Here is a 16,455-nt window from a genome sequence, read left to right as displayed (position 1 = left end):
ACCCGCGCCGTCGGTGCCGAGGATCGCCTCTACGTGGATTGGACGTTGACCCAGCGGCGCAGTGGCATGCGCTTCGTGTTGTGCTCCGACGGCATCAACAAGGAACTCACCGACGAAGACATCGAGGCATGTTGCCGGCGCCATGCGGACCCCGCGGCGCTGCTCGCCAGCCTGGTCGACGGTGCGCTCGGGCGCGCCGGGCGCGACAACGTATCGGCCGTGGTCGTGCGGCTGGAAGAAACCGAGGAAACCTGTTGATGAGCCAGCATGACGACGATGAGACACGAGTGGTTCCGCTGCGTGCGGTGACGCCGACGGCAGGGCAGGACGACGCGACCGTGGTCAAGCCGCTACATGCGGCGGCGGGCGGCGAGGGAACGGCCACCGGCTCGTCCTCGCTGGGCACGGGAGACGGGGGCTGGCGGCGCATCGCCGACCTGGCCCAGGGCGAGAAGATCGCCGTGGGCAGCCTGTTGAAGGGGCGCTTCCTCATGGAGCGGGAACTCGGGCGAGGCGGCATGGGCGTGGTCTACCTCGCTCGCGACGAGCGCAAGGTGGAGGCGCGCGATCGCGATCCCTATGTCGCGGTGAAAGTGCTCAACGATGAATTCCGCAAGCATCCGGACGCGCTGGTCGCCCTGCAACGCGAAGCCCGTCGCGCACAGCAGGTGGCCAATGACCATATCGTACGCGTCTACGATTTCGACAAGGACGGCACCAACGTCTTCATGACGATGGAGTACGTGGAGGGCAGCGACCTGCGCTCCCTCATCCGCGGCAAGGCGCGTGACGGCATGCGCTTCGACGAGGCATGGCCCCTGATCGAAGGCATGGGCGAGGCGCTCCGGCGTGCACATGCCGCCGGTATCGTCCATTCGGATTTCAAGCCGGGCAACGTCATGGTGACCGCCAGCGGCGTGGCCAAGGTTTTCGACTTCGGCATCGCGCGTGCGGGCAAGCTGGGTGTCGACGCCGGCGACGACCGCACGGTATTCGATGCCGGTTCGCTCGGCGCGATGACGCCGGCGTATGCGAGCCTTGAAATGATCCAGGGCAAGCCACCGTCCGCCAGCGACGACATCTATGCGTTCGGTTGCGTGGTCTTCGAATTGCTCACCGGCCGGCATCCCTTCGACAAGGACAACGCCGAGGAAGCGATGAACGCGGGCAAGCGTCCACCGCCGGTAGCGGGTCTCGACAAGCGCCAGTACAAGGCGTTGTGCGACAGCGTCGCGTTCACCAAGGACAAGCGAAGCCCGGATATCGACGTGGTGCTGGCCGGCTTGCGCAAGCGGCGCTGGCGTGAGCGGGCGACGCCGTGGCTGATCGTGGCGGGCCTCGTCCTGGTCCTGTCGGTCGCCGGGGCGTGGGTGGCGGCGATGCAGGTGGAACGCAGGCACGTGGCCGAGACGCTGCGCCGGTTCGCTCCTGGCCAAGCGGATGGCTTTCGTGACGAAGACCAGGTTCGCGGCGCGCTGGCCGCGCTCGATGGTGACGAGCGCCGCCGCATCGTGGTGGACGGCGCGGAGGCGATCGACGGATTCCTCGTGCGCCTGCTCGCCACGCATTGGGACCCTTCGCATGGCCGTCTCGATTACCCGGGGGCCATGGCGACATTCCGCCTCCGCGCGGACCTGAAGACGTTCGCACCGAAGCTCGACCGCCGGCGCGAGGAGGTCGCGCATGAGCGGGATGACGTGTTGAACCGTCTGGACACATCGCTCAGCCAGGCGATCCTCGCGGGGCGCCTGTTTGGCGATGGCGCCGATGATGTTCCCGCGATTCTCGGCCAGATCCGCAAGATCGATCCGGAGAGCCGTCTCCTGGCGAACCCCGAACTCGAGTTGAAGCTCGACTCGGCCGTTGGCGATGCGATCGCATCGGGCGATATGAAGGCGGCCGCCGATCGGTTGGCGGCGGCGCGCCGGCTATATCCCTCGTCCACGCGGCTTGCTGCGCGCAGCATCGCGCTGGCTCCGGCCTCCTCGTCGGTGCCGGCCGCGGCATCCTCCGCCCCGGCGGTGCCTCCGGACCTGCCGCGCGCCGAGCACGAGGCCCGCCTCGAATCGCTGCGCCGCGCGACGGCGGCCAACGATCTCGACAAGGCGATCGAAAGTTTCCAGCAGCTTCGCCAGATCGACGGTGGCAACGTCGACACCAACGACGAGGCGGCGAACCTGCTGACACATGGGTTCCTGGAAGCCGCGCGCGAGGCGTGCCGCGGGGGGCGATGGAAAGAAGCCGCGGGACGCATCGACAGCGCCCTCGCGATCATCGGCGAACGCGACGACCTGCGCAGGGCGTTGACGCGTTACGACCTGGCCACGGCCGTGATGACCGCGGCGAAGGCGCCGGTGGTATCACCCGCCGACCAGGACGAGCTGCGTCGCCGTCTTGCCGCGGTGAAGGAAGCCGATCCGGATGGATTGAAGGACCTGGAAACGGCCATGGTGGCTTCGAAGGCCTTGCCGGAAGGCTCGCTGGAGTCGGTGGTGAAAAAGCTGCGCTCGACACCCGCGGTCGTCACCCCGCCCGATCCGTGCGCACGGCGTGGACTTGCCGGAACCGCGCGCGAGTGCTTCGATACCTTCGCCGTCGGCGCGTATGGACCCGCGATGGTGGTGGTGCCGTTCGGTCGCAAGCCATTCGCCATGACCCGCACCGAGATCACCGTGGGCAACCTCGATCAGTTCTGCCGCGCGACACGCACCTGCGCGATCTCGCGAGGTATCGCCGCTGGCGAACCCGCGCGCTCGATTCCCCTGGCTTTCGCACAGCGTTATGCGGCGTGGCTGTCGCAAGTCAGTGGGCACACGTATCGCTTGCCGACCGACGATGAATGGTCGTTCGCGGCCCATGCCAACGCCGCGTGGGATAGCAAGGAAGGGAACTGCGGCGCGCCTTCCTCGGGTATCGGTCGCTTGCTCAAGGCGCCCGACTTCAGCACGAAGGGCATCGCCAATCCGTGGGGGCTCGTCGACATGACCGGCGGTGTATGGGAGTGGGTGACCAAGGGCGGAACGTTCGCCACGCGAGGTGGCAGTTACCGCAGCGGACCGGACGCCTGCTCGGTCGACACGGTGCGGCCGAGCGACGGATCGGCCGAGCGCGATGTCGGTTTCCGCCTGGTGAGGGAGATACGCTGATGGAGTGGGATATGATCGTGAACCGCGAACTGGCGGCCCTGAACGCCGCGTACAGCGATGCACGCATCGATACACACGAATACCGGCTGCGCCGACGCATGCTCCTGCGTTCGGCCATGCGCCGGCGCGGCGCGTCGATCCACACCTTGCGCCGCCCGGCCGGCGCGGCACCGGCGGCGCCCGCGTTCCCGCAAGCGTTGCCGATGCGCCGCGCAGTTGCCGCGCGTACGTCGCGGCGGGCGGCCCCGTGGCCGTGGTGGATTGCCGGCGCGGCGCTAGCTTGCACCCTGGCGGCCATCGCGTACCGTTCGTCGTCGCTTTGACCGGAGGCGGCGGCCGGTCAGCCGTCGCTGTCGCCGGCCAATACCTGGAATTCGGGAAGCCCGCCGGGCGCGATGGCCTTGAGCAAATCGGCGAAACTCAGGCCGACCAGCTGGCTCGCCCGGCGCAACAGCGGCGGGACGGGACTCGACGGCTCGTGGACGGCGTACCACGCGCAGATCTCGTCGAGCAGACGAACCACGTCGGCCGTTCCGCGAATAGGACCACGGGTCGCGGTGGAGGAGGCGGATGTCGTACCCGGTGCGTCGTCACCGTGCGTGGCCCCATCGTCGCCCGCATCGACGTCCATCCCCGGCAGTCGCGAAGCCACCAGGGCTTGCAGGAAGGCGTGCAACTCGCGCAGGTCGCGCAACAAGGCGTCCAGGTCGGGTCCCATGCCGGGCGTGCGTTCCTCGAACGTCTTGCCGATCGCCTGCACGTGATCCAGTGCGGCCACGACGCTGTCGTGGATACGCCGCAGCTCCTCCACGTCGGCCTGCTGCGCGACGAGGTCCACGTGTTCTTGCGACACCGGTGGGCTGTCGCCGCCATCGGACTTCAACGTGCCGTTGAGCATGCGCAGATCGCGCAGGGAGAAGCTGCCGATACGCTCGGCGTGGAGCAGCGGTGCACGACGCAGGTGGGGCAGCATGCCGTCCGTGGATGCCAACGCGGCGAGCGCGTTGATCCGTTCGAGCGGATCGCCATCGTCCAGCCGCGGGTGGACCTCGTCCCAGTAGCGCTCGAGCAGGCCACGGACGATGCCCATGCCATCGGACCAGGCCGGAAGGCCGCCGGTCTTCAGCCACGCGTTGGCCAGGTGCACGGCGACACGCACGTCGCGTGTCCGCTGGGCCACGGTCTCCGCATGCTGTGCCACGTCGCGCCAATCCGGTTCCTCCGCTTGCCGCACCGTATTGCCCACCGCGCGTTCGGGCGTCACGGCGGCCAGCGATTCGAGCGTGAGGAAAAGAGCGTCGTATTCGAGGTTGGGACCGCAAGGCGCATCGGCGTCCAGCGGGGAAAGCAGTGCCTCAGTGATATCCATCGCGGACTCGCTCGATGATCGGGAACAGGGGTTTGGGTGGCTCCGCGTGTCGCGTGGGGTGCAGGCGGTGGCTGACGCGGATGAGCTCGTCGCGCAGCCAGCGGTGCGCGGGTTGTTTGTCGAGGCGGCTGTGCCATGCCATCGCCAGCGACATGTCCGGCATGTCGAAGGGAATGGCGTAGGCCTCCACGCCGGGCCCGACGGCTTCGACCATGCTTTGCGGCAGGGTGCAGACGAGGTCGGTGGCGCGCAGGATCGGGCCGACCGTATCGCCATGCGGCGCCGAGACCAGCACGTCGCGTACAAGCCCCAACTCTTTCAGGCGGACATCCATCAGGCCGTACATGCGCCCGGACGTGGAGACGATCAGGTGCCCGAGCGCGCAGTAGTCCCCGATGGTCAGCGGCTGCGTGCCGCGAGGGTGCCCCGTGCGTTGCAGCATGACGAATTCGTCGGCCATCAGCGAACGCATCTTCAGCGATGACGGTAGCTGTTCGTTGGGAGCGAGGAGGATGTCGATCTCGCCGCTTTCGAACTGGGCCAACACGTCCGCGTCTTCCCAGCCCGTGCGGAAAGCCAGCCTGAGTTCGCGGTTCCGCTGCTCCTGGAACGCCTGGATCAATGGCTTGGCGAAGGTGCTCACGGCGCTGAACGATCCGCCGATGCGGAAAGTCGCCGCGTCGCGCGTGGGATCGAACGTGCCGTTCGGATCGCCCAGCGTGCCTAGTTGGGACAGCGCATCGCGCAGGGCGGCCGCCATTTCTTCCGCCTTCGGCGTGGGCACCATGCCTCGTCCCGTCTCGGAAGGCACGAGCAAGGGGTCCTTGAACAGCCGGCGCAGCCGTGCCAACTGGGCGGAAAGCGCCGGCTGGCTCACATGCAGCTTCGACGCGGCACGCGTCACGTTTCGTTCTTCCAGGAGCATGTCGAGGGACACGAGGAGGGGGAGGTCACTCGGTTTCAGGTTCATCGATTGCGGTACACCGTTCACCTGTGGGGACAAGTGCAGATGTCTGGCGCGGGGGTTTATTCCCTTTGCCGCGCGCCGGAAAGATGGAAACGGACGTATTCCGTGACGTGGTCCGCATTTCCACCAGCTTGGCGCCTGCTGTCGGGCTGGCGTCCAGCGTATTTCTTCTTCGGAATTCGGACGTCCATTTGCACCCAAGCGCGCGCGCCCGTCAATTACCCGAAAGAAGGTAGCGGGGTACGTCGATTTGTGCCGTGGCGTGCGCTTTTCAGTCGTGGCGACGACAGAAGCTTGCGAAAAGCGCGGCCCAGCAGGGCAGGGCGAACAGTATCCAGGGCAGGTTCCGTTGCGGGAAATCCGGCCACAGATGGAGCAGCAGGCCGATCGTGCAAGCGCCCAGGGAGAGCGTGGCGATGCGGGGGGCGAGGCGTCCCATGGGCCTGCCCGCGCGACGCAGGCGCCAGATCGCCGGCAGCAGCAGGAAGGCGAGTGGCTGGAACGCGAGCAGGTTGAAATTGCCCCAGGCGGAGCGGTGCAGGGTCAGGGCCCACAGGCCCAGCATGAACAACCCCGCGACGCCAGCGAACACGGTGAACAGCGTACCGGCGGCCACGAAAATGCCGCGCGCCACGCGGTGCCTGGTGAAGAAGGGCAGGGCGAGCGGAATCGCCAGGAGCAGCCCTGCGCCGAACAGGGGCCAGCGCAGGTCGGGCGCCTGTTCTGGTGGTGGATCGAGGCGAGCAGGCGCGATGGTGGTCTCGTCCACTACCAGCGGCCGTGCCGCGTCGCCTTCGCCGATGCGCACGTTGCGCAGTTCCGCCTCGAGCGTCATCGGCAGGAAGGCTTCCTTCCATGCCGTCATCGGCTGGTCGGCGTAGGGCCCCAGGCCAAGGTCCATGCCGAGCATCAGCAAGGGCTGGTTGCTCATCAGCCGCGCGGTCTGCTCACGGAAGGTCATGCCGCCGGGCTTGTCGCGCAGCTGATCGCTCAACGCACCATCGAGGGCGTCGTCGAGGGCGTCGCGGACGCGGGTAGTGCAGTTGTCGACGTAGTAGTCGTAGTGGTAGCCGGCGTTTTCCGGACGAATGTTCCAGAGCAGGAAGCGGCGCAACCGTTCCTTCTGCGCATCGTCCAGCGCCAGGCGCTGGCGACGCACGTAGCGGCCTTCGCCCGCGTAGAAGTCGATGTCCGACTGCGTGGTTTCCGCATCCATGCGGTAAGCCATGATTCCCCGCGCGAAATTGAGCAGGAAGCCCTTCTGGTCGAAATCGAACACGCCATAGTTGAACGCGACCGACTCGCCACTGACCGTGTCCCGCACTTCCAGCGCGTCGTGCCCGAAGCGCTCCCAGTAGATATCGCCGGGACCGTAGGTCATCAGCGATATCTCGAGGTTGGCGGCAGGCGCGTCGACGATCCCCGCGCGGGCGACAGGGGCGAGGCACAGGACCAGCAGCAAGAGCAGGAGGTAACGCGTTGGCTTGTGCGGGATGGCCACCGAAGCGGCCTCCACGGGTGCGGCGGTAGCGATCAGCCTTCTCCGTTGGCGCGGGCGACGTGGAACTGCTGCACGCGGCGGTCGTCGGCTTCGGTCACACGGAATTGGAAGCCGCCCACGGTGATTTCTTCCCCGGCGGCCGGAAGGTGGCCGAACTCCGAGGTGATCATGCCGCCGATGGTGTCGAATTCCTCGTCGGAGAAGTGCGCACCGGCCACCTCGTTGAAGTCGGCGATGGGGGTGAGCGCGCTCACTGCGAAGCCGCCTTCCTCCAGGGGCTGCACCAGCACCGGATCTTCCTCGTCGTCATGCTCGTCGTCGATCTCGCCGACGATCTGTTCGAGGACATCCTCGATGGTGATGAGGCCGGCGACACCGCCGTACTCGTCGACCACCAGCGCCATGTGGTTGCGCGTGAGGCGGAATTCCGCCAGCAGCACGTTCAGGCGCATCGATTCGGGAATCAGCACGGCGGGACGGAGCAGGGCGCGCACGTCGCAGCCTTCGCTCTGGCCGAAATACTTCAGGAGATCCTTGGCCAGGAGGATGCCAAGCACTTCATCCTTGTCTTCGCCATGCACGGGGAAGCGCGAGTGACCGGATTCGACCACGGCGGCGAGGATTTCGGGGAGGGGGGCGTCGACCGGCAGGCTGACGATCTGGGCGCGGGGCACCATCACGTCGTCGACACTGAGCTCGGTCACCTTGATCGCACCCTCGACCATGGTCAGGGTGTCGTTCGAGAGCAGGCCGTTGACCTGGGCGTTGCGCAGTTCTTCGATCAGTTCGTCGCGGTTGCGCGGCTCGCCGGAAAACAGATGGCCCAGGCGGTCCCACCAGGATCGGTGAGCCGGGCCGTTGGTACTACCAGGGTCCTCGTTCATTACTCTTTGGAGTTCTGCCCTATGGGGCGGAAGGGTCAGTCTAACGGAATTCGTGTGACGGTTCAGGAAGAGGGGCGGCCTCAAGCCAGATAAGGGTCAGCGATCCCCAGCCCCGCCAGCACCCGGGTCTCCAGCTCCTCCATCGCCTCGGCCTCGGCTTCCTCGATGTGGTCGTAACCCAGCAGGTGCAGCGTGCCGTGGATGGTGAGGTGGGCCCAATGATCGGCTGGTTTCTTGCCCTGTTCGGCGGCTTCGCGGGCGACCACCGGGGCACAGATCACCAGGTCGCCGATCAGCGGCAGGTTCAGGCCGGGCGGCAGGTCCGCGGGAAACGAGAGGACGTTGGTGGCGTAGTCGCGCCCGCGATACTGCAGGTTCAGTGCGCGGCCTTCATCGGCATCGACGATGCGGATGGACACCTCGGTGGCCTTGCGCCGGCGCGCGCCCTTGAGGGCGGCCTCCACCCAGCGGCGGAAACTGGCCGGGGCGGGCACGCCCCGGCGTGACGTGGCATAGCCCACGGCCACATCCGTCGAACTCACCGCTCGTCGTCCTGTTTCTGCTCGAAGGCCTCGTAGGCGCGGACGATCTTCGCCACCAGCGGATGGCGAACCACGTCACGCGAGGTGAAGAAGGTGAAGCTGATGCCCTCGACGCCGCGCAGCACCTCGATGGCGTGGCGCAACCCGGAGCGGACATGACGCGGCAGGTCCACCTGGGACACGTCGCCGGTGATGACCGCCACCGAGCCGAAGCCGATGCGGGTCAGGAACATCTTCATCTGTTCGACGGTGGTGTTCTGCGCTTCGTCGAGGATCACGTAGGCATCGTTGAGCGTGCGGCCGCGCATGTAGGCCAGCGGCGCGATCTCGATCACGTTGCGCTCGATCAGCTTGGATACCTTCTCGAAGCCGATCATCTCGTAGAGCGCGTCGTAGAGCGGGCGCAGGTACGGATCGATCTTCTGGCTGAGGTCGCCGGGCAGGAAGCCGAGCTTCTCGCCCGCTTCCACCGCCGGGCGCACCAGGAGCACGCGCTGCACGCGGTTGGCTTCCAGTGCCTCGACGGCGCTGGCCACGGCGAGGTAGGTCTTGCCGGTGCCGGCTGGGCCCACGCCGAAGTTGATGTCGTGCGTGGTGATCGCGTGCAGGTAACGGGCCTGGTTGGGGCCGCGGCCCTTGATCACGCCACGCTTGACCTTGATGACCACGTCTTGCGCGGACTCGGCGGCTTGCTCGTTCAACGCATCGATGCCGGATTCGGCCAGGCGGACGTTGATCGTCTGTCCGGTGAGGGTCTCGGTCTCGGTGGCGTCGTAGAGCACACGCAATACCTGTTCGCCGGCCTTGGCCGAGGCCTCGTCGCCGATCACGCGGAACAGGCTGCCGCGATGGTCGATCTCGATGCCCAGGCGCAGCTCGATCTGCCGGATGTGCTCGTCGAGCGGTCCACAGAGATTGGCGAGGCGGGTGTTGTCTTCGGGATCGAGGGCGAAATCGCGCTGGGAGAGGGTCATGGCGTTCACGAGGCGAGCGCCACCTCGTCGTCGAGGCGGACCCGGCCGCGCAGCGAGTTCGACATCGCCTCGGTGATCACCACGTCGACGAACTGGCCGATCATCCGCGCATGGCCGGGGAAGTTCACATAGCGCATGTTTTCAGTGCGTCCGGTCATTTCGTTCGGATTCTTCCTGCTGGGTTTCTCGACGAGCACGCGTTGCACCGTGCCGATCATCGCTTCGTTGATCTTGCGCGCGTTCTCGTTGATCGCCGCCTGCAGGCGGGACAGCCGTGCATGCTTGACCTCGGCCGGGGTCTCGTCGGCAAGGTTCGCCGCCGGCGTGCCCGGCCGCGAGGAGAAGATGAAGGAGAAGCTCTGGTCGAAGCCGATATCGTCGATCAGCTTCATCGTCTTCTCGAAGTCCTCGTCGGTTTCACCGGGGAAGCCCACGATGAAGTCGGACGAAATGCAGATATCAGGGCGCACCGCGCGAAGCTTGCGGATGCGCTGCTTGAACTCGATCGCCGTGTAGCCGCGCTTCATGGCCGCGAGGATGCGATCGGAACCGGCCTGGACCGGGAGGTGCAGGTAGTTGGCCAGCTGCGGCACGTTGGCGTAGGCCTCGATCAGCGAGTCGGAGAACTCCAGCGGATGCGAGGTGGTGAAGCGGATGCGGCCGATGCCCTCGATCTGCGCGATGGCGTGGATCAGTACGGCGAGGTCGGCGATGTCGCCGTCGTGCATGGGGCCGCGGTACGCATTGACGTTCTGGCCCAGCAGGTTGACCTCGCGCACGCCCTGTTCGGCGAGCTGGGCCACTTCCACGATCACGTCGTCGAAGGGACGGCTGATCTCCTCCCCGCGGGTATAGGGCACCACGCAATAGGAGCAGTACTTCGAGCAGCCTTCCATGATCGAGACGAAGGCGGTGGGGCCTTCGGCGCGCGGTTCCGGCAGGCGATCGAACTTCTCGATCTCGGGGAAACTGATGTCGACTTGCGCCTTGCCGCTGGCGCGCTGCGCCTCGATCATCTCGGGCAGGCGGTGCAGGGTCTGCGGACCGAAGACGAGGTCGACGTAGGGCGCGCGCTTGAGGATCGCTTCGCCTTCCTGCGAGGCCACGCAGCCGCCGACGCCGATCAGCACGGGCTTGCCGCCCTGTTTGTGCGCCTTCCAGCGGCCCAGCTGGCTGAAGACCTTTTCCTGGGCCTTTTCGCGAATGGAGCAGGTATTGACCAGGATGACGTCGGCCTCTGCTTCGTCCTGGGTCAGTTCCAGCCCATGCGACGCACGCAGCACGTCGGCCATCTTGGCCGAGTCGTACTCGTTCATCTGGCAGCCGTGGGTCTTGATGAAAAGCTTGCCGCTCATGGGCCGGGATACCGTGATTCGTGGGAGTTGACCGAACCGCGCAGTTTACGCCGCCCCCGCCCGCCTTGCCAGATGCCCGCCGTGGATCAATGACTTGCGTGAACATCGTCACGCTCGCGGCCCTTGGCAGGGGAGGGGCCCTCGGGCACACTCGCGCCCATGGTCCACGACGCGACGCCAGGGGAAAGCGCCGGCCATGCCGCCCGCCGTTTCCTGACATTCCGGCCCGCTCTGCGCAGGGCCGCGGGCGCCTGTGTCCTGCTGCTGGGCCTGCTGGCCGGGCCCGCCGTGGCCGGTTCCCTCTATAGATGTGTCGGTAGCACGGGCGAGACCGTGTTCTCCGGCAGCACGGCGGGTTACAAGGACTGCAAGCGGCTTGGCAGCACGGGGCCGGCACGCCCGGCGAAACCGGCCGTCGTGGCCGCGCCCGCGAAAGCTCCCGTCTTCGAACCGGTGGCCGAGGCACCTTCATTGAAGGGCGTTTCCGGCAGCGTCGTGTCGGCTCCCGTGGCCACTTCATCGCTCGCCGGGGTGACCGGTGCGGTCGTGGGTGCCGAGGACGATGTTCCCGCACTGCCGCCGGTTACCGCACCCAAGGGCAGTTGGGACTACCGCGAATCGGCCACCAGCGACCTGACCGCCGCGGCGGCGCCCGCTTCGCCGAAGGGGTCTCGCGTGCTGCGCGGTGCCGTCTACCGGATCACGCGCGCCGATGGCGGGGTCGAATACACCAATATCCCGCCGGGCGGGGGCGCGAAGGGGCAGAGCATCAAGATGCTCTTTACCTATATCGCCACCTGCGCGGCCTGCGATGTCCATTCGAAGATCGACTGGAACAGCGTGGCGCTCAACCTGACCTCGTATGGCGACGCGATCCATGCGGCCAGCAACGAGTTCGGCGTGGACGAGGCCCTGCTGCGTGCCGTGATCCATGCCGAGAGCGCGTTCAACCCACGGGCGCTATCGGTCGCGGGGGCGCAGGGACTGATGCAGCTGATTCCGGGCACCGCTCGCGACATGGGCGTGCTGGACGCCTTCGACGCCGACCAGAACATTCGTGGCGGGGCGCGTTACCTCGCCTTGCTGTTGCGCAACTTCAACGGCAACGAGCGTCTGGCCGCGGCGGCGTATAACGCCGGGCCGGGTGCGGTGCAGAAGTACAACGGCGTGCCGCCGTACGACGAGACCCAGGTCTATGTCGAGCGCGTGGGCGTGCTGAGGAAGCGCTACGGGGAGACCTTGCGGCATCGGCCGAGCGCCGGGGTGCCGTTGGCCGAGCGGGGTGCTTGAGGCGAGGGCAATCGCCGACAGGGTCGGCTCCACCAGGTCACGGCTATCTTGTGGGAGCCGGCTATGCCGGCGATCCCGCGGCAGCGGGCAAGCTTGTGACACCTGGCATCGCCGCTGAAGCGGCTCCCACAAAAGGCGCGATCAGGGTTGCCGCAAGGCTTGCATCGGCGCGCTCGGTGGCCGCTGTGTCGGGGTGACCGTGGTGGCGAACGGCGCGCCGGAGCGCAAGCCCGACACCTGCACCGGAACGCCCGGTTTCAGCGAAGCCTCGTGCCGGCGCAGGTCCGACGGGTCGAGGATGTCCTCGTCGCCCAGGCGCAGCAACACGTCGCGCTGCTGGATGCCGGCGAGGGCGGCCGGGCCGCCGGGCGAGACCTCGTTGACGACCACGCCGCGCGCCGCCGAGGGCAGGCCGCTGTCCGCCGATACGGGAACGGCGCCGTAGTCCGCGCCGATCCAGCCGCGTACCACGTGGCCGGTCTGCACGATCTGGTCGAGCACGTCGCGCGCGCTCTGTACGGGAATGGCGAATCCGATGCCCTCCGCGCCCACGGCCTGGCCGATCAGCGAGGTGTTGATTCCCACCAGCTCGCCATGGGCGTTGACCAGCGCGCCACCGGAATTGCCGAAGTTGATCGCCGCGTCGGTCTGGATGAAGTTCTCCAGGCTCGACAGGTTGAGCTGGCGGCCGATGGCGCTGACGATGCCCATCGTCACCGTCTGCCCGATGCCGAAAGGGTTGCCGATCGCCAGGACGACATCGCCCACGCGGGGGCGGCTGTCCGCGTCGGTCATCCGGATGGCCGGGAGGTTGCCCGCATCCACCTTGAGCACGGCCAGGTCGGTCTCGTCGTCGGAGCCGACCACGCGGGCCTTGGCCACGCGGCCGTCGTAGAGCAGCAGCTGGATGTCGTCGGCGTTGGCGATGACGTGGTTGTTGGTCAGGACATAGCCATCCTCGCTCACGATCACGCCCGAGCCGAGGTTCTGCTGCCGCCGCGTACGCGCCGGACCCGTGGGGACGCTGAAGATGCGCTGGAGCACGGGGTCCGAATACAACTCGCGTGGCTGCTCGGTCACCAGCTTGTTCGCGTAGATATTTACGACGGAAGGGGCGGCCTTGGCCACGGCGTCGGCATAGGAGACGGGCCCTCCCGCCATGGTGGATGTCGATGTCGAGGCCTGCCCGCCCACCGGGGCAGGGGAAAAACGCTGACGGAGGAAGGCGCCGCTACCGGGCCAGAACAAGCCGATCACGAAGGCGACGGCGAGGCCGAGCACGACGAAGCGGGCGACGAAGGCGAGCGTGCGGGCGGCGTGTTTCATGAAAGAGCGAAGGGGTCCTGTCGTCGTCGCATCGCCTTGCCCACGAAGCGCAACCTGATTTTCCGCATCCAGGCGGTTCCGTGGCGGCCCCGGCCCCCGTAAGGGACAGGGTGGCGTTCAGTTTATTGTACGTGGCTGGTGCTGACGTTACACTGACGCGATTTGCGGAAGCCGATTTCCGAAAAGAGCCGGCGTTGGGGTCCGCATTCTCAATGGCATAAGTTCCGGAGAGCCTGATGGCGAACGAAGTCGTCGATCACGGGCGCCGTCGCTTCCTAACCGTTACGACAGCAGTTGTCGGCGGGGCGGGAGTGGTCGCGGCGGTCGTGCCCTTCATCAAGTCGTGGGAACCGAGCGCAAGGGCAAAGGCAGCGGGGGCGCCTGTCACGGTCGATATCAGTGCCATCGAGGCCGGCCAGAAAGTCACCTTTTCGTGGCGCAGCCTTCCGGTCTTCGTCGTCAATCGCACCAAGGACCAGCTGGCCCAGCTGAAGGGCCTCGAGCCCCGCTTGCTGGACCCGCAGTCGTCCGATGCGGCACAGCAGCCGAAGTACGCGACCAATGAAAACCGCTCCATCAAGCCCGAGTGGCTGGTGGTGATCGGCCTGTGCACCCACCTGGGCTGCGTGCCCGACTTCGTGCCGGACATCAAGCCGGAGCCGTTCGACGCGAACTGGAAGGGTGGCTTCTATTGCCCCTGCCACAAGTCGCGCTACGACTTGTCCGGCCGTGTCTTCAGCGGCGTGCCCGCGCCGAAGAACCTGCCCGTGCCGCCGTACCACTTCGTGGACGACACGCATATCCAGATCGGCGTCGACCCGCAGGAGGCAGGCTGATGGCTAATGTCCTTACCCGCATCGGCGACTGGGTCAACGAGCGCGCGCCGAACCTGGCGCCGACGTACCGGAAGCACATGACGGAGTACTTCGCGCCGAAGAACTTCAACCTCTGGTACTACTTCGGCTCGCTGGCGCTCCTGGTCCTGGTCAACCAGATCGTGACCGGCATCTTCCTCACCATGAACTACAAGACGAGTGCGCTGGAAGCGTTCAACTCCGTCGAGTACATCATGCGCGACGTGGAATGGGGCTGGCTGATCCGCTACATGCACTCCACCGGGGCCTCGCTGTTCTTCGTGGTGGTGTTCCTGCACATGTTCCGCGGGATCATGTACGGCTCGTTCAAGCGTCCGCGCGAGCTGGTCTGGATCCTCGGCATGCTGATCTTCCTGGTGCTGATGGCCGAGGCCTTCATGGGCTACGTGCTGCCGTGGGGCAACATGTCGTTCTGGGGCGCCAAGGTGATCATCTCGCTGTTCGGCACCATCCCCTACATCGGCAACTCGCTGGTGGAGTGGATCATGGGCGATTTCCTGCCCGCCGACGCCACGCTCAACCGCTTCTTCGCGCTGCACGTGATCGCGTTGCCGCTGGTGCTGCTGCTCCTGGTGGTCCTGCACCTGGCGGCGCTGCACGAGGTGGGTTCGAACAACCCCGACGGCGTGGACGTCAAGCACGGCCCGAAGGGCAACCGCTGGAACCCGGAAAAGCCGAAGGACAGCATCCCGTTCCATCCGTATTACACGGTGAAGGACATGGTGGGCGTGGGCTTCTTCCTCATCATCGCCGCGTTCATCATCTTCTTCGCGCCGACCTTCGGTGGCTGGTTCCTCGAACACGACAACTTCACCCCGGCGAACAACCTCGTCACGCCGAGCCACATCAAGCCGTCGTGGTACTTCACGCCGTTCTACGCGATCCTGCGCATGATCCCGTCGTTCTTCGGCACGGCGATCTGGGGCGTGATCGGCATGTTCGGCGCGATCCTGCTGCTGGCCCTGCTGCCGTGGATCGACAAGGGCGAGGTCCGCTCGGTGCGCTATCGCGGCCTGGGCTTCCGCATCGCCCTGGGCGTGCTGGTGTTCTCCTTCCTGGCCCTGGGCCTGGTCGGCGCCGGCGTCACCGCCGAGGTCATCCCCGAGTGGTTCCCGGGCGCGGACGTCACCACCTGGGAGAACGCCTTCGGCCGGCTCATGGTGCTTGGCTACTTCGGGTTCTTCGTATTCGTATGGATCTACACGCGCTTTGGCTTCGAGAAGACCAAGCCGGTTCCGGAACGGGTGACGCTGCATGATTAAGCGCTATATCTACTCCTTCGCCCTGGCGCTGGGCCTCGCGGCCGCCACGATTCCCGCCCTCGCCGCCGAAGGCGAAGAGGGCCTGGCCCCCGCCGGGACCAACGTGGCCGACCGGGCCTCGCTGCAGCGTGGCGCCAAGCTGTTCTTCAACTACTGCGTCGGCTGCCACTCGCTGAAGTACGTGCGCTACTCGCGTCTCGCCACCGACCTGGGCCTGTCCGAAGAAGAGGTGATGACCAACCTCAACTTCACCGGCGCGAAGTTCGGCGAGCCGGTGATCTCGCACATGCCGGCCGACAGCGCCAAGGCCTGGTTCGGCAAGGACCCGCCGGATCTCTCGCTGGAAGCCCGCGCCAAGGGCGTCGACTTCATCTTCAACTACCTCAACTCGTTCTACCTCGACCCGAGCCGTCCGGTCGGCTGGAACAACACGGTGTTCCCGAACGCCTCCATGCCCAACCCCCTGTGGGAGTTGCAGGGCTTGCAGTCCGCCGTCCATGGCGAGGCCAAGCCCGGCGAGGAAGCGGTAGTGGAGAAGCTGGAAATCACAACGCCGGGCCGGATGACGCCGGAACAGTTCCGCGGCGCCACCCGCGACCTGACCACCTTCCTCGAGTACGCGGCGGAGCCAGCGGCCCTTGAGCGCCAGTCCGTCGGCATCTGGGTGATCCTGTTCCTGGCCGGCCTGACCTTCCTCCTGTACCTTTTGAAGCATGAGTACTGGAAGGACGTTCACGAGAGTCACTGATTGATGTCCCGACGGGGCGGCCTCGCAGTCGCCCCGTTTTCGTTCAGGTAGCAGGGAGGGAGATCGAAAGCATGGTCCAGAACGCACGTTCGCGCTCGGCACTGACGCTCTATACCAGTGCCGACGATATCCATTGCCACCGTACGCGCCTCGTGTTGGCCGCCAAGGGCGTCGCCTACGACCGGATCATCCTGAAGCTGTCTCTTATACACATCT

Annotated in this window: 16 protein-coding genes; 8 read left to right on the top strand and 8 right to left on the bottom strand. The window is 66.4% G+C overall.

What is annotated here, in order from left to right:
- From ACR9ZJ_RS15235 to ACR9ZJ_RS15225, 3 genes are all read left to right on the top strand, one after another.
- Window positions 1-258, top strand: a 258-nt coding sequence (locus tag ACR9ZJ_RS15235) for a PP2C family protein-serine/threonine phosphatase (RefSeq protein ID WP_481288210.1), incomplete at its 5' end; no start/stop codon positions are given.
- Window positions 258-3,146 (top strand): bifunctional serine/threonine-protein kinase/formylglycine-generating enzyme family protein, encoded by a 2,889-nt coding sequence (locus ACR9ZJ_RS15230; protein WP_481288209.1) that lies wholly within the window; start codon window positions 258-260, stop codon window positions 3,144-3,146. The genes ACR9ZJ_RS15235 and ACR9ZJ_RS15230, both read left to right, overlap by 1 nt.
- An 11-nt stretch (window positions 3,147-3,157) precedes the next feature.
- Complete coding sequence (locus ACR9ZJ_RS15225) at window positions 3,158-3,469, top strand: hypothetical protein (RefSeq protein ID WP_481288208.1); 312 nt, start codon at window positions 3,158-3,160, stop codon at window positions 3,467-3,469.
- A gap of 17 nt (window positions 3,470-3,486) precedes the next feature.
- Here the strand turns inward: ACR9ZJ_RS15225 and tssA are convergent, their stop codons facing one another.
- From tssA to miaB, 7 genes are all read right to left on the bottom strand, one after another.
- Window positions 3,487-4,515 (bottom strand): type VI secretion system protein TssA, encoded by a 1,029-nt coding sequence (tssA, locus tag ACR9ZJ_RS15220; protein WP_481288207.1) that lies wholly within the window; start codon window positions 4,513-4,515, stop codon window positions 3,487-3,489.
- A complete protein-coding gene (locus tag ACR9ZJ_RS15215; RefSeq protein WP_481279719.1) occupies window positions 4,502-5,485 on the bottom strand; it encodes a LysR family transcriptional regulator in 984 nt (327 codons plus the stop codon). Before ACR9ZJ_RS15215 ends, tssA begins: the two co-directional genes overlap by 14 nt.
- Window positions 5,486-5,753: 268 nt before the next feature.
- Complete coding sequence (locus ACR9ZJ_RS15210) at window positions 5,754-6,983, bottom strand: lipoprotein N-acyltransferase Lnb domain-containing protein (protein WP_481279720.1); 1,230 nt, start codon at window positions 6,981-6,983, stop codon at window positions 5,754-5,756.
- A 32-nt stretch (window positions 6,984-7,015) separates the two neighbouring features.
- On the bottom strand, window positions 7,016-7,867 hold the full coding sequence (locus ACR9ZJ_RS15205; RefSeq protein ID WP_481279721.1) for an HlyC/CorC family transporter: 852 nt from the start codon (window positions 7,865-7,867) through the stop codon (window positions 7,016-7,018).
- 80 nt (window positions 7,868-7,947) lie between these two features.
- Entirely contained in the window at window positions 7,948-8,409 is a 462-nt protein-coding gene (gene ybeY, locus ACR9ZJ_RS15200) for an rRNA maturation RNase YbeY (RefSeq protein ID WP_481288206.1), read from the bottom strand.
- On the bottom strand, window positions 8,406-9,383 hold the full coding sequence (locus tag ACR9ZJ_RS15195) for a PhoH family protein (protein WP_481282671.1): 978 nt from the start codon (window positions 9,381-9,383) through the stop codon (window positions 8,406-8,408). The genes ybeY and ACR9ZJ_RS15195 overlap by 4 nt, the downstream gene beginning before the upstream one ends.
- Before the next feature lie 5 nt (window positions 9,384-9,388).
- Entirely contained in the window at window positions 9,389-10,738 is a 1,350-nt protein-coding gene (miaB, locus tag ACR9ZJ_RS15190) for a tRNA (N6-isopentenyl adenosine(37)-C2)-methylthiotransferase MiaB (protein ID WP_481279723.1), read from the bottom strand.
- A gap of 159 nt (window positions 10,739-10,897) precedes the next feature.
- Here miaB and ACR9ZJ_RS15185 point away from each other — a divergent pair, with 159 nt between their 5' ends.
- A complete protein-coding gene (locus ACR9ZJ_RS15185; protein WP_481279724.1) occupies window positions 10,898-12,028 on the top strand; it encodes a lytic transglycosylase domain-containing protein in 1,131 nt (376 codons plus the stop codon).
- A 141-nt stretch (window positions 12,029-12,169) separates the two neighbouring features.
- Here ACR9ZJ_RS15185 and ACR9ZJ_RS15180 read toward each other — a convergent pair whose 3' ends face one another.
- Entirely contained in the window at window positions 12,170-13,354 is a 1,185-nt protein-coding gene (locus tag ACR9ZJ_RS15180; protein WP_481279725.1) for a S1C family serine protease, read from the bottom strand.
- 236 nt (window positions 13,355-13,590) lie between these two features.
- Between ACR9ZJ_RS15180 and petA the strand changes: the two genes are divergently transcribed.
- The 4 genes from petA to ACR9ZJ_RS15160 form a co-directional block, all read left to right on the top strand.
- Window positions 13,591-14,190, top strand: a complete 600-nt coding sequence (gene petA / locus ACR9ZJ_RS15175; protein WP_426285239.1) for a ubiquinol-cytochrome c reductase iron-sulfur subunit — start codon at window positions 13,591-13,593, stop codon at window positions 14,188-14,190.
- Window positions 14,190-15,491, top strand: coding sequence for a cytochrome b (locus ACR9ZJ_RS15170; protein WP_481279726.1), 1,302 nt, complete (start codon window positions 14,190-14,192; stop codon window positions 15,489-15,491). The genes petA and ACR9ZJ_RS15170 overlap by 1 nt, the downstream gene beginning before the upstream one ends.
- The gene (locus ACR9ZJ_RS15165; RefSeq protein ID WP_481279727.1) at window positions 15,484-16,239 is read left to right on the top strand and encodes a cytochrome c1; all 756 of its coding nucleotides are present in this window, start codon (window positions 15,484-15,486) and stop codon (window positions 16,237-16,239) included. The genes ACR9ZJ_RS15170 and ACR9ZJ_RS15165 overlap by 8 nt, the downstream gene beginning before the upstream one ends.
- Before the next feature lie 71 nt (window positions 16,240-16,310).
- Window positions 16,311-16,455 (top strand): thioredoxin domain-containing protein (locus tag ACR9ZJ_RS15160; protein ID WP_481288211.1); only part of this gene is annotated, 145 nt, incomplete at its 3' end.

The organism is Luteibacter sp. KNZ12-1A (genome assembly GCF_056755675.1).
The sequence above is the reverse complement of the archived record's forward strand: the minus strand, read 5'-3'. Positions and strand labels throughout refer to the sequence as shown.

Coding starts and splice junctions, on each gene's coding strand:
- ACR9ZJ_RS15185 (WP_481279724.1), top strand. CDS start 10,898: ATGGTCCACGACGCGACGCCAGGGGAAAGCGCCGGCCATGCCGCCCGC.
- ACR9ZJ_RS15165 (WP_481279727.1), top strand. CDS start 15,484: ATGATTAAGCGCTATATCTACTCCTTCGCCCTGGCGCTGGGCCTCGCG.
- ACR9ZJ_RS15225 (WP_481288208.1), top strand. CDS start 3,158: ATGATCGTGAACCGCGAACTGGCGGCCCTGAACGCCGCGTACAGCGAT.
- miaB (WP_481279723.1), bottom strand. CDS start 10,738: ATGAGCGGCAAGCTTTTCATCAAGACCCACGGCTGCCAGATGAACGAG.
- ACR9ZJ_RS15205 (WP_481279721.1), bottom strand. CDS start 7,867: ATGAACGAGGACCCTGGTAGTACCAACGGCCCGGCTCACCGATCCTGG.
- ACR9ZJ_RS15180 (WP_481279725.1), bottom strand. CDS start 13,354: ATGAAACACGCCGCCCGCACGCTCGCCTTCGTCGCCCGCTTCGTCGTG.
- petA (WP_426285239.1), top strand. CDS start 13,591: ATGGCGAACGAAGTCGTCGATCACGGGCGCCGTCGCTTCCTAACCGTT.
- ACR9ZJ_RS15230 (WP_481288209.1), top strand. CDS start 258: ATGAGCCAGCATGACGACGATGAGACACGAGTGGTTCCGCTGCGTGCG.
- ACR9ZJ_RS15195 (WP_481282671.1), bottom strand. CDS start 9,383: ATGACCCTCTCCCAGCGCGATTTCGCCCTCGATCCCGAAGACAACACC.
- tssA (WP_481288207.1), bottom strand. CDS start 4,515: ATGGATATCACTGAGGCACTGCTTTCCCCGCTGGACGCCGATGCGCCT.
- ACR9ZJ_RS15215 (WP_481279719.1), bottom strand. CDS start 5,485: ATGAACCTGAAACCGAGTGACCTCCCCCTCCTCGTGTCCCTCGACATG.
- ACR9ZJ_RS15170 (WP_481279726.1), top strand. CDS start 14,190: ATGGCTAATGTCCTTACCCGCATCGGCGACTGGGTCAACGAGCGCGCG.